At 39.7% G+C, this 11,918-nt stretch carries 12 protein-coding genes and 2 pseudogenes; 6 read left to right on the top strand and 8 right to left on the bottom strand.

Annotated features, from left to right (window positions below; genetic code table 11):
• Positions 1 to 86 precede the first annotated feature (86 nt).
• On the bottom strand, positions 87 to 479 hold the full coding sequence (locus H5186_RS18915) for a GTPase-associated system all-helical protein GASH (RefSeq protein WP_182794791.1): 393 nt from the start codon (positions 477 to 479) through the stop codon (positions 87 to 89).
• 419 nt (positions 480 to 898) lie between these two features.
• On the opposite strand from H5186_RS18915, the gene gloA reads away from it, so the two are divergent.
• The gene (gene gloA / locus H5186_RS18910) at positions 899 to 1,426 is read left to right on the top strand and encodes a lactoylglutathione lyase (RefSeq protein ID WP_182794790.1); all 528 of its coding nucleotides are present in this window, start codon (positions 899 to 901) and stop codon (positions 1,424 to 1,426) included.
• Positions 1,427 to 1,498: 72 nt separating this feature from the next.
• Here gloA and htpX read toward each other — a convergent pair whose 3' ends face one another.
• From htpX to bioB, 5 genes are all read right to left on the bottom strand, one after another.
• Positions 1,499 to 2,362, bottom strand: a complete 864-nt coding sequence (gene htpX, locus H5186_RS18905; protein WP_182794789.1) for a protease HtpX — start codon at positions 2,360 to 2,362, stop codon at positions 1,499 to 1,501.
• Between the two features lie 139 nt (positions 2,363 to 2,501).
• Positions 2,502 to 3,185, bottom strand: coding sequence for a dethiobiotin synthase (gene bioD / locus H5186_RS18900; RefSeq protein WP_182794788.1), 684 nt, complete (start codon positions 3,183 to 3,185; stop codon positions 2,502 to 2,504).
• 18 nt (positions 3,186 to 3,203) lie between these two features.
• The gene (locus tag H5186_RS18895) at positions 3,204 to 4,022 is read right to left on the bottom strand and encodes a methyltransferase domain-containing protein (protein ID WP_182794787.1); all 819 of its coding nucleotides are present in this window, start codon (positions 4,020 to 4,022) and stop codon (positions 3,204 to 3,206) included.
• Positions 4,019 to 5,173 carry an 8-amino-7-oxononanoate synthase gene (locus H5186_RS18890; protein WP_182794786.1) on the bottom strand — a complete coding sequence of 385 codons (1,155 nt, stop codon included), beginning with the start codon at positions 5,171 to 5,173 and terminating at the stop codon, positions 4,019 to 4,021. Before H5186_RS18890 ends, H5186_RS18895 begins: the two co-directional genes overlap by 4 nt.
• 55 nt (positions 5,174 to 5,228) lie before the next feature.
• On the bottom strand, positions 5,229 to 6,269 hold the full coding sequence (gene bioB, locus H5186_RS18885) for a biotin synthase BioB (RefSeq protein ID WP_058154647.1): 1,041 nt from the start codon (positions 6,267 to 6,269) through the stop codon (positions 5,229 to 5,231).
• Positions 6,270 to 6,364: 95 nt separating this feature from the next.
• On the opposite strand from bioB, the gene bioA reads away from it, so the two are divergent.
• Positions 6,365 to 7,666 carry an adenosylmethionine--8-amino-7-oxononanoate transaminase gene (gene bioA / locus H5186_RS18880; protein ID WP_182794785.1) on the top strand — a complete coding sequence of 434 codons (1,302 nt, stop codon included), beginning with the start codon at positions 6,365 to 6,367 and terminating at the stop codon, positions 7,664 to 7,666.
• Positions 7,667 to 7,914: 248 nt separating this feature from the next.
• Here bioA and tnpA read toward each other — a convergent pair.
• Positions 7,915 to 8,209 (bottom strand): annotated as a pseudogene (gene tnpA / locus H5186_RS23135) (IS200/IS605 family transposase); the annotation flags it as partial.
• Between the two features lie 406 nt (positions 8,210 to 8,615).
• Between tnpA and H5186_RS23325 the strand changes: the two are divergent.
• From H5186_RS23325 to H5186_RS23120, 4 genes and pseudogenes are all read left to right on the top strand, one after another.
• Positions 8,616 to 9,806: a HAMP domain-containing sensor histidine kinase gene (locus H5186_RS23325; protein WP_182794784.1), complete on the top strand. Its 1,191-nt coding sequence runs from the start codon at positions 8,616 to 8,618 to the stop codon at positions 9,804 to 9,806.
• Positions 9,781 to 10,146: a response regulator gene (locus H5186_RS18870; protein WP_182794783.1), complete on the top strand. Its 366-nt coding sequence runs from the start codon at positions 9,781 to 9,783 to the stop codon at positions 10,144 to 10,146. Before H5186_RS23325 ends, H5186_RS18870 begins: the two co-directional genes overlap by 26 nt.
• A 40-nt stretch (positions 10,147 to 10,186) precedes the next feature.
• Entirely contained in the window at positions 10,187 to 11,251 is a 1,065-nt protein-coding gene (locus H5186_RS18865) for an HD domain-containing phosphohydrolase (protein ID WP_182794782.1), read from the top strand.
• A gap of 29 nt (positions 11,252 to 11,280) precedes the next feature.
• A pseudogene (locus H5186_RS23120) lies at positions 11,281 to 11,373 on the top strand (chloramphenicol acetyltransferase); the annotation flags it as partial.
• 97 nt (positions 11,374 to 11,470) lie between these two features.
• Here the strand turns inward: H5186_RS23120 and H5186_RS18860 are convergent.
• Complete coding sequence (locus H5186_RS18860; RefSeq protein WP_145233300.1) at positions 11,471 to 11,905, bottom strand: AAA family ATPase; 435 nt, start codon at positions 11,903 to 11,905, stop codon at positions 11,471 to 11,473.
• Positions 11,906 to 11,918: the final 13 nt, after the last annotated feature.

Here is an 11,918-nt window from a genome sequence, read left to right as displayed (position 1 = left end):
AATTTGGCATATTCAAGTTTTTGTTGTGCACTGAGTGTTACTTTTGATTTTCTGGTCATAGTGATACCTTTTGGGTTTAGCTCATTTTACGCTATAAACCTGTCCAGTTTCATTAGACCATTACACAACCAGACCAGCGCTGCCGTAGCCCCATCATCTTTCGATAGCTGAGACAGCGATTCTAAGATCACTGCCCGTATGTAGGTGGTGGATGTATCATTGGTGGCCGCCACACTATTCTTAAAAGCAGGCCAATTTTTGATAATTACCTTTTCCACTTCCTGCGCCACTGGGTCACTGTCTTTTACCTTTGGGTCGAGAGCCACGAGGGTATAGGGGATGAAATCCGACTTTATCTTTTTTCTTGTTAGATATTTTTTGACTTCTTTTACAGCCTTCGTCAGGCTATCAATGTTCGCTGGGACATCAGTTTTTATGTGCTGTTCGTTAAGGTAGGTTTGAAGTATTGATTCAGTCATTAAAAATTGCCTTTTCCCTTGTCCAATTAGGTAGAACATTAAAGATTATTATGTATTTTTAACAATTTCACCTACGACATTTGTCGCTTTATAAACCGTCAAATGTTCATATATTACAATCTGTTCATCTTAGCCAGAAAATAAACACCTGTAAACAATTAGTTAATCTATACTCAGGTTTTATAAATGTAGCAATACACCATAATGGTGGAGATCAGTAATATCGGACAAAACACAATCACTGTACATACACACAGTACATATTGGTTGTGTCATTTTTGTTGATAAAACTCCCAACTCACTGGCTAGTAATTTAGCTAAGTGGTTTTAATTTTTGCTGCTGTTTATTATGATGAGCGCACACCCTGCCTTTTTAAATCCATTAAGGTTTTTTCAGTCATTTTATTAAGGATTATCTCATGTCTAGCTATAACGAATCTCCAGAGCAAATTGCACAGGCCACTGAGGGCTATGTGATGCAGCAAACCATGTTGCGTATTAAAGATCCAAAACCATCGCTGGCATTTTATGAAAACGTATTGGGCATGAAGCTGTTAGGTAAGTACGACTTTCCTGGTATGGAGTTTACTTTGTACTTTTTAGGCTACGAGCAAGATATGCCTAAAGGCGATGATAAAGAAAAAACGCAGTGGGTGTTTCGCCGCCCTGCGCTCATTGAACTTACCCATAACTGGGGTACTGAAAACGACGACAGCTTTAACGGTTATCATAGTGGTAATGAAGAACCAAAAGGCTTTGGCCATATTGGTATTAGCGTACCCGATGTATATGCTGCCTGCGAACGCTTTGCTAAATACGATGTGGAGTTTGTAAAACAGCCAGATGGCGGCTCAATGAAAGGCCTTGCCTTTATTAAAGACCCAGACGGTTACTGGATTGAAATACTCTCGCCAGAGGGCATTACAGACATTATTCAATCGCAATAAAAACTATTAAACATAAAAAAGCCTGCAAATGCAGGCTTTTTGTTTACAAGTACTGTGAAAAACTTGAATTTTTTAACGTCGTAGTGCGTCTATACGTGCATCAAGCGGTGGATGAGATGAAAACAACTCAGCCATGCCTTTACCACTGGCAATACCAAAGGCCATCATTGAGCCTTCTAATTGCGATGGGTGGTTTTGCTTTAATCGTTCAAGGGCTGAACGCATTTTGTCTGCGCCTACTAACTGAGCTGCGCCGCTATCGGCTGCAAATTCACGCTTACGGCTATAATGAGCAACCACTATGCTTGCCAGTACGCCAAATAATATTTGGAATAACATATCGAATAAGAAGTAAGTCCAGCTGCTGCCGCCCTCTTCTTCATCGCTATTGATAAAGTTGTCAACAATGCCAGCCAGTACTTTAGCGGCAAAAATAACAAAGGTATTAACCACGCCTTGAATAAGCGTTAGCGTTACCATGTCGCCATTAGCCACGTGCGATACTTCGTGCGCAAGCACTGCCTCGGCTTGATCTTGGGTCATGTTGTGTAATAAACCCGTACTTACCGCCACCAGCGAGTTATTTTTACTCGGGCCGGTTGCAAAGGCGTTCATTTCTGGGCTGTCGTAAATAGCCACTTCAGGCATATTAATACCGGCTTTTTTAGCTTGCGCGGCAACCGTGTTCATTAACCACTGCTCGGTTTCGTTACTTGGTTTTGTAATAACCTGTGCACCGGTCGATTTTTTGGCGATCCATTTCGACATAAATAACGAAATAAACGATCCACCAAAACCAAATACAGTCGCAATTAGTAAAATTCCGCCAAGGCTACGATGGCTTAAGCCCAGCGCACTCATTATTATTGAAAGCACCACACCTAATACCAACATAACCGCGAGGTTAGTTAATAAAAACAAAAATACACGTTTCATACGAGTTCTCCAAAAATAACATTTATTGCTGAGCGATTTACTATGTTTGATCGGCTTTGAGCAATCACTGCGTTATGACACACTATGTCATAACGTCAGCGCTATTCTGTGACAAACTATGTCACAACACAAGGGTTATTTATGGATTTATGGATAATTTTTCAAGCAGGGTTTTATAAATTTGTAATTTAGGGGTTTGCTCTGTGTATGGGCTAATGGCAAGCAGTGGAAATGGTAAACGTGTTTTAAGTGAATCTAGGTTTGCTTGGTATTCATCCATAGTGGCATCAACTTGGTTTGCAATCCAGCCAATGCAATTAACACCCATACTTTGCATATGTGCTGCAGTGAGTAATGCATGATTTATACAGCCTAGTTTCATCCCTACCACTAATATTACTGGTAGTTGCTCTGCTTTTACCCAGTCGTATAAACACTCGTTATTATTAATTGGTAATGCCCAGCCACCTGCACCTTCTGTTAACAGATAATCTGCGCCTTGTTGCTTAACATGTTGATAAGCCGTGCTTAGCTTTTCTACTGTTATGTTTAGTCCCGCTTGCTCTGCAGCAATGTGCGGAGCTATTGGCGGCGCAAATGCAAATGGGTTAATTATGTCGTATTTAGCGCTGACTGTGGCACTTTCCATTAGCATTAGCGCATCGGCGTTTACGAGCTGCTCAAACGCCATTTCACACCCAGAGGCAATCGGCTTAAAACCTATTGCGCGCTTTTTATGTTGTGCGAGTAACTTTAACAGCAAACTGGTTACATGAGTTTTACCGGCATCGGTATCGGTACCGGTAATAAAAAACTGGTTCATTGCATGGCCTTATTATTTTTACTGGGCTTTTTCTAATGATAACAATACTACATGGTAAGATACATGGGCTTTATTGTTTATAATCGGATAGGCATCACATACTTTTTGCAGCGCTGATTTGGTTAATAAACCACGACGACTTGTTGCATGATTTTGTGCTGTGGCACCAATGGCTTTAATCGATTTTATAGCCGCTAATGCACTGCTGTGTTGATCGGTATAAATGACTTTTTTTGATGCGTTGATCTTAAACCCTGCCTTTTCGACCGATTGGTTTATATTATTATGGCTTGCAAACTGATTAATATGATTATGTGAATCAAGCACTGCAAAGGCGGTTTTTATTTCGTTTAATGACCCTGCAACAACCGTACTAATATAGGCTTGCCCGCCTGGTTTTAATGCTTGGTAAAGCGAGTGCATTAAGATTTCAAAATTAGCAGACCACTGCAGCGCAAAATTACTAAATAGCACGTCAATACTGTTAGCTTGCAGCGGTAAGTTATCCATATCGGCGCACAGTTTTGGGGTGTTTAAATTACTGCTTTTTAGCATGTTAAAACTTAAATCTATGGCAACAACTTGGCCGAATAATGCCCTTAAAGCCTGAGTATTAACAAGCGGCCCTGCGCCTAGGTCAACACAGAGCTTGCTAGGGTTTGCACTAATGAGTTTAAATAAATCATCTGCCGCTTGTTTTTGCACATTGGCATGCTGGCTGTAACTGTTTGCTGCTTTTGAAAAGTTATGCGCCGTGGTTATTTTTAAAACCTGAGCAGCTATACACACAGTTGTAGGGCTAAGTGGCTTAGTTTTAATTGCCTGCGGGCTTATCATGAAATGACCTTTTGTAAACTACCAACGAGTTGTTTTATATCGTCATGGGAGTGGGCTGCACTTAAGGTAATACGCAAACGCGAGGTATTGTGTAAAACAGTTGGCGGGCGAATAGCCGTTAGCCAAATGCCCTGCTGCTTTAGTTGCTCACTGGCTTTTAACGTTTGCTCGGCGCAGCCTAAAACAATCGGTTGAATCGCGGTGTTGGAGTCCATTAGCGCAATGTGCTGCTCTTTTGCTAGGCGTTTAAACAGCGCAATATTAGCGTTTAATTTGGCTCGCCTGTCGTTGGCGTCTCTTATGCTTTTAATACGTGCCAAAGTATGAGCGGCAATAAACGGTGACATAGCGGTTGAGTAGGTATAATCACGATTAAACTGCAGCATGTAATCTATAAAATGCTGCGAACCTAATACGCACGCCCCACTACTAGCAACCGCTTTACCAAAGGTGATCACTAAAATATCGGGCAAGGTATCGGCTGCAATTAAGGCTTCACAACTGCCTAGCCCCGATTTTCCTAAAGCACCAAAACCATGTGCATCGTCTATCATTAGCCAGGCGTTATGCTGCTTTGCTAAGGCAAATAGCGCTTTAATTGGCGCGGTATCACCATCCATTGAAAACACACCCTCAGACACAATGAGCTTATTGCGCGCTTTTGATTTTTCTAGCCGTGAGCGTAAATGGTTTATATCGTTATGGTTAAAACGTATTAACGCGGCGTTGGCGTGTAATGCGCCATCAATTAAACTGGCGTGATTGAGTTTATCTTGAAAAATCGCACTGTGCTGCGCTGTCGCTTTATCTTGAAACAAGGCTTTAATCACACTGCTATTTGCGCTAAAGCCCGAATTAAACAACATGCCAGCTTCATAACCCAAAGCACTACATAAAGCTTGCTCAAGCGCTTGCTGTGGCTGTTGATAACCCGTCACTAATGCTGAGCTGTGGCTACCTAGCAATGGCGCGCTGGTTAACTCTACTGGCGAATCGCCAAATCCTAAATAATCGTTACTCGCAAAGTTAAGGTAGGTTTTATCATTAACCGTAATAGTGCGCGCCGTTGCGCTTTGCACTACATAGCGTTTACGCAATAGCTGTTGTGCTTTGCGTTCATCTAAATGAGTGTTTATAAATTCAAATGACATAAATGCTTTAACCTTCAACGCGATACTTTAAACCATTACCATAGTACTGAGCACTTTACGCTTCGTAAAACAATTCTGCGGTTGCTTTATCAGCCACTTGCGATGACAAAGACGCAGCAACGGCTTCATCTGAATAATCGTGGCGTGTTTCTGGGTTCATCCCGAGCTTTTTAATTAATTGCATGTCGGCATCGGCTTCTGGGTTTTCGGTAGTAAGAAGTTTATCACCATAAAATATAGAGTTTGCACCGGCAAAAAAGCACATTGATTGCATTTGCTCGTTCATTGCAGTGCGCCCTGCTGATAAACGTACGTAACTATGCGGCATCATAATACGTGCTGTGGCAATGGTACGAATAAACTCAAACTGATCTAAGTCATCAACGTTTTCAAGCGGTGTCCCTTTTACCTTTACTAGCATATTAATTGGCACGCTTTCGGGCTGCTGGGGTAAATTAGCTAACTGCATTAATAAGCCATAACGGTCGCTTGCTTGTTCCCCCATACCCACAATACCGCCGGAGCATACTTTCATACCAGCGTCTCGCACATTACCTATAGTATCAAGGCGGTCTTGAAAGGTGCGAGTTGATATAATTTGCTCATAGTATTCAGGTGAAGTGTCGAGGTTGTGGTTATAGTAATCAAGCCCTGCACTGCGCAGTTCATGCGCTTTTTCGTTATTTAACATGCCTAACGTCATACAGGTTTCAAGGCCAAGGGCTTTTACTTCTTTTACCATTTGCGAAATGTATGGCATGTCTCTGTCTTTTGGATCTGACCATGCAGCCCCCATACAAAAACGGGTAGCGCCTTTTTGTTTTGCTAACCGCGCTTGCTCTACCACTTTTTCAACTTCTATTAGGCGTTCGCGTTCTAAATCAGTTTTGTAATGACCCGATTGCGGGCAATATTTACAGTCTTCTGGGCAGGCACCGGTTTTAATAGATAACAACGTAGAAATTTGTACTTCGTTTGGATTAAAATTAGCGCGATGCACAGAGGCGGCTTTAAATAATAAATCGTTAAATGGCATTTCAAATAAGGCTTTCACCTCACTGTGGGTCCAATCGTGTCGAACTGTTGCAAGCTCCATAATACTCTCTTTTATTTTTTGCTCTTGGTGTTATTGGCTTAGAATACGTATTGCCGTACCATTGTCAACGAAGCCCACTTAGTTAAAGTTTACATATGATTAATAAACAAACGATAGACCTTGATTTTGATCGTCAGCACATTTGGCACCCCTACACCTCAATGACTCAACCTATTCCGGTTTACCCCGTAACGCATGCAAGTCACAACCTTATTCACTTAGAAACGGGCGAACAACTTATTGACGGTATGGCCTCATGGTGGAGTGCTATTCATGGTTATGGTCATCCAGTATTGAAAAATGCAGTGATTGAGCAAGTAGATAAAATGAGCCATGTAATGTTTGGTGGCATAACCCACCAGCCAGCAGTAGAGCTTTGTAAAAAGCTGGTTGCAATAACCCCGAGTAAGTTGCAAAAAGTATTTTTAGCCGACAGCGGCTCGGTAAGTGTTGAAGTGGCGATAAAAATGGCTTTGCAATATTGGCTTAGTCAAGGAGTAACCAGCAAACAAAAACTGATGACGCCGCTAAAGGGTTACCATGGCGATACCTTTGCAGCAATGAGCGTATGTGATCCTATTAATTCAATGCACTCTTTATACCAAGGCTTTTTACCTGAGCATGTATTTGTGCCTGCACCAAAGACTCAGTTTGGACAACAGTTCGATAAACTAGAAGCACACCACCTTGCACAGTATTTCGAAGAACATCATCAGCATGTTGCAGCTTTTATCATCGAGCCAATTGTACAAAATGCAGGGGGAATGAACTTCTATCATCCTGAGTATTTAAGAACCGTGCGTGAACTATGCGATCGTTACGGCGTATTATTAATTTGTGATGAAATAGCCACAGGGTTTGGCCGCACAGGTAAGTTATTTGCCGTAGAACATGCTGATATTGAGCCAGATATTTTATGCATAGGCAAGGCACTCACAGGTGGCATGATGACGTTATCTGCCACATTAACCACAGATAAAATTGCCATTGGTATCAGCGAAGGTGAAGCTGGGGTGTTAATGCATGGCCCAACATTTATGGGCAATCCATTGGCCTGCGCTGTGGCTTGTGCGAGTATTGATTTATTACTTGAGCAAGACTGGCAACAACGAATAAGCCAAATATACATTCAACTGCAACAACTTAATGAGTGCAGTGAACTAGATGCTGTTGCCAATGTACGTACCTTAGGCGCAATAGGTGTTGTTGAACTAAACGATGCTGCAGGCAATGTCGATGTTGCTAAAATTCAGGCTTATTTTGTAGAGCAAGGCGTATGGATCCGCCCTTTTGGTAAACTAATTTACCTTATGCCACCGTATATAAGTGACGATACCAGTATAAAAAAACTGTGTGATACCATTTATAATGCCATTAAAGGCAAGTATTACGCTTAATAACCGGTCTCAATACAAATTATAATGCTAGGTATAAGTAACTTACCGATACATTTAGTGTTTTTATCTATTAAGCGAGTTTGTGATTATTGTTATCGTTAATCACAAACTATATGACAATAGCAGCGTAGGATCTTTCCGTTAGGGGGGGCTCATTGTCATTCCCTCTATCTCGTATGCTAGCCGCTGATATAGCAAACCCAGTTTGATTTACCAAAGCTTAAAAGCGAGTTAACTGTTTATTTAGGCAACTGCTTTTTAACATAAAGGCACTTTTAAAAACCTCTCTTACCGTTAAACTTCTAATAATCGTTACCAACTGTGTAATGCTGTAGGTTGGAACTGATTGCACTAAAAATGAATATAACCTTTATCCGTCGCAACTGCTAAAATTTGATTTCGTAGCGCTTTTCTATTTCAGCACAAATTTTTGTGATTGCCCTAGCAACTCTCACATCAAGAATCTCTTCTATATTTTGCAGGAAAAACTCAGTGATAAAGTAAAACTGTCACATTGTGGCTTTTGTGTATAAATTCACTCATTACTCAATACTACGCAGCAAGCTGCGGGCAATAATCCAGAGGAAATTTAAACACGTTCCCCGTTAAAGCCTGCCCTATTGCGCTTAAAACGAATACTTTTTTCTTTTAAAGCTCCCACGATGTCCGACGGCTAATAATATATTCGCGTTAAACAATGAACTTCTTGCTATTAATGAATTGTTACTGTTTACTAAACGTATATTAATATTGAGATAGTCCCACTCTAATATCGCTTATCCAGTTACGCTTTTTATATTAGTTAGTACAACATAGTACAAATTAAAACACATTATTAATGTATTGTTTTAGTGTATTTAGTATAAAAACTATATACACAGCGTTGCAGAACCTAAATTTTAAAGTTTATGAAATAGTTCCGCCCTTAATGGTACAAAGGATCTAGATAGTGAATAAAATAAGTACCAAGAAAGAACTATTAGAATACTCCGAAAGTATTGTAAATACGGTTCGAGAACCACTGATTGTTTTAGACCAGCACTTAAGAGTAGTAACAGCGAGCCGCTCATTTTATGAGTTTTTTCGCGCAAATCACAAAGACACGGTTGGGAAGCTGATATACAACCTTGGTAATAACCAATGGAACATTCCCAAACTACGTGAATTATTAGAAACTATATTGCCTCAAAAAACGAGCTTTGATGATTACAAAGTTGAGCATAACTTTAAAACAATTGGCTGGCGCACAATGTTGCTCAACGCAAGGCAAATTAAACGTACGCAATCAGAAGATCGTATAATTTTATTGTCTATCGAAGACATTACCGAACGTAATGCCATTCAAGAAGGGCTAGTAAAAGCGAACAAAGAGCTGGAAGTGCTAACTAATGACTTGGAAAGTGCAGCTCGAGTTAAGTCAGAGTTTCTAGCAAATATGTCGCATGAACTAAGAACCCCACTTAATTCTATTAATGGTTTTTCTGAAGTGCTCTACGACGAAACTTTTGGCACTTTAAACGACAAACAAAAACAGTATGTTAAAAATGTATTGGTGAGCGGCAAACATTTACTGTTACTTATTAACGAAATACTGGATATGGCAAAGATTGAAGCTGGCAAAATGAGTCTAACAATCTCTTATTTGCCGATACGCCAAGTATTGCACGAGATTACAGGGCTTACAGCTGATACAGCTAATCAGAAAAAATTGAATATGTGTCTTGACATTGCTGATGACTTGCCACCAATTGAAGCTGACTCTCTTAAGGTTAAACAGATACTTTATAATTTGCTTTCAAATGCAGTGAAATTCACACCAGATGAGGGTCAAATTGGTGTCAAAACACGACATACTGATACAGAAATAGAAATAATAATTTGGGATACGGGTATAGGTATTGCTGCTGAAAATATGGAAAAAATATTTGAAGGTTTTTTCCGTATAGAAACCCCCTATTCTAGATTAACCGAAGGTACAGGGCTTGGACTCCCTATTGCAAAAAGTCTAGTTAAGTTGCATGGAGGCGAGTTTGTTATTGAATCTGAAGGTGTTAATAAAGGCACATCAGTTCGTATCACTTTGCCAATTAAACAAAAGTCTGTGGTCAAGCATAATGAAAACCAAAATAGTTGTAGTTGATGATAATGCGAATAATCTATTGCTAGAGGAAGATCTTTTACTCATGGCAAATTTTGAAGTATTTACTGCTATGAACGCAACAGATGCGCTTTTGATTATAAAGCGTGAGACTCCAAAAATTATTATATTAGATGTCCAACTCCCAGATATATCTGGAGCAGAAGTTGCAAAAATTTTGCGTCATGAAAAAGAAACGGCAGATATTCCTATTGTTTTTGTTACGGCTTCTGTTTTACCCGCTGATATAGACCAACTACTGTGCATACCTAATTGTGGGTATATTTCTAAGCCTATTGATACACGTACGTTCGCTCAACAAATAAGTTTACATATAAAATAATGACTATAATTATTTAAACCTTGATACACAGGAAAAGCTAATGAAAGATAGCACTTTAATTTTGGTTGTAGATGACAACCTTCAAAATATTGAACTTATGCAAGCTTATCTTGAACCCAAGGGATATAAAACAGTAACAGCGACTGGTGGGCAAGAAGCATTAAATATTTTAGCACAACAACCCGTCGATCTTATTTTACTTGATATAATGATGCCTGATATGAACGGCTTTGAAGTAACGCGTCGAGTTAGAGAAGACGCTCTATTAAAGCTATTACCTATCATCCTTATTACTGCCTTAAGAGAGACAAAAGAGCGAGTTAAAGGGATTGATGCTGGTTGTGATGATTTTATTACAAAACCTGTAGATAAAAACGAGCTATTATCGCGTGTTAAGTCCCTTCTTAAGATTAAAGACTATAACGATTTAAGAACAAATTATCAGAAACAATTAGAAGCAGAAGTTGCTCAAAGAACTGAATCACTAAAGCTAGCAATGCAAAGTATTAAAGCCGCATCACTAGAAACAATTAATAGACTAACCAAAGCTGCTGAATACAAAGATGAAGAAACGGGTGCACACATTCAACGCATGAGCTTATATTCCGAAGCCGTTGCACGCAGTGTTGGATTAGATGAGGTAACAGTTGAAAATATTTTATTTTCAGCGTCAATGCACGATCTCGGAAAGATTTCTACACCTGACCATATTTTGCTAAAAGCAGGACAACTAGATGCTGCAGAATGGGAAATAATGAAACAGCATACCGTTGTAGGCGCCAGTATACTTTCGGGTTCTGATTCTGAAGTTATTAAGTTAGGCGAAGTTATTGCCCGCTCACACCATGAAAAATGGGACGGATCTGGTTATCCTGATGGCTTAAAAGGTAATGAAATTCCAATTGCAGCACGCGTAGTTGCTATTGCTGATGTATTTGATGCCCTGTCGTCAAAGCGTCCTTATAAAAAATCATTTTCTGAAGAAAAAACATTTGCCATTATTGCAGAAGGCAGTGGGAATCACTTTGACCCCAAAGTAGTAGATGCTTTTTTTGCAGTTAAAGAAGAGATTTTAGCGATTAAACAAAAGTATGCTGAAAAGTAACACGCCCATAATCAATTAGATGAAACGCCATTAACGGACCTAGTACCAATAATCCTTCACCAATGGAAGGCTTTCCTCAAGTAGGGTTTTTAAAGAATTTTATCACTTCTGCCAATATTGAATGGGATAGCAGCAATGATAAAATCACTACTCACTTAGATGTGAATACACAATGCGATATAAAGGCATTAGCTAAACTCTAGTTGATACTTAAAATACCTACCACTCAAACATGTAAGCCATTTTGCTGATCATTTTCAGTGGAATATTATGACTATTACGTTTGGCATATAAGTGTTGCATTGATTTGTCTTTTACTTCACCCACAATCACTTCTTTAACTTGGTAGCCTAGTGCAACAGCGGCTTGGCTATAAGCAATAAATTCCCATTTCTTGATGTTAGTATTATCAACAATAATAAGTGGGATTTCTTGCGCTAACGCATTTATAAAACGAGCTAAATTTAAATTGTGGTATTGCGACAGTTTGAACTTATCAAACTGATACTCCCCTTGCTCATTATAAAAATAATCATCGGTCGAACAGATTAAGTATTGGCTTTGATCGCCCGCTACCATTTCATCGGCTAGGTTTTGCGCATAATAAGACTTACCACACCCTGGTAAACCACGTAAAATAAAGACTTGTTTCATAATACCTATATGT

Origin of the sequence: Pseudoalteromonas sp. SG41-2 (assembly GCF_014164535.1) — a bacterium.
Taxonomy (GTDB): domain Bacteria; phylum Pseudomonadota; class Gammaproteobacteria; order Enterobacterales; family Alteromonadaceae; genus Pseudoalteromonas; species Pseudoalteromonas rhizosphaerae.
The sequence above is the reverse complement of the archived record's forward strand: the minus strand, read 5'-3'. Positions and strand labels throughout refer to the sequence as shown.

Bases quoted from the DNA above. Each gene is read 5' to 3' on its own strand.
- H5186_RS18915 (WP_182794791.1), bottom strand. From the start codon at position 479: ATGACTGAATCAATACTTCAAACCTACCTTAACGAACAGCACATAAAA.
- gloA (WP_182794790.1), top strand. From the start codon at position 899: ATGTCTAGCTATAACGAATCTCCAGAGCAAATTGCACAGGCCACTGAG.
- htpX (WP_182794789.1), bottom strand. From the start codon at position 2,362: ATGAAACGTGTATTTTTGTTTTTATTAACTAACCTCGCGGTTATGTTG.
- bioD (WP_182794788.1), bottom strand. From the start codon at position 3,185: ATGAACCAGTTTTTTATTACCGGTACCGATACCGATGCCGGTAAAACT.
- H5186_RS18895 (WP_182794787.1), bottom strand. From the start codon at position 4,022: ATGATAAGCCCGCAGGCAATTAAAACTAAGCCACTTAGCCCTACAACT.
- H5186_RS18890 (WP_182794786.1), bottom strand. From the start codon at position 5,173: ATGTCATTTGAATTTATAAACACTCATTTAGATGAACGCAAAGCACAA.
- bioB (WP_058154647.1), bottom strand. From the start codon at position 6,269: ATGGAGCTTGCAACAGTTCGACACGATTGGACCCACAGTGAGGTGAAA.
- bioA (WP_182794785.1), top strand. From the start codon at position 6,365: ATGATTAATAAACAAACGATAGACCTTGATTTTGATCGTCAGCACATT.
- H5186_RS18870 (WP_182794783.1), top strand. From the start codon at position 9,781: ATGAAAACCAAAATAGTTGTAGTTGATGATAATGCGAATAATCTATTG.
- H5186_RS18865 (WP_182794782.1), top strand. From the start codon at position 10,187: ATGAAAGATAGCACTTTAATTTTGGTTGTAGATGACAACCTTCAAAAT.
- H5186_RS18860 (WP_145233300.1), bottom strand. From the start codon at position 11,905: ATGAAACAAGTCTTTATTTTACGTGGTTTACCAGGGTGTGGTAAGTCT.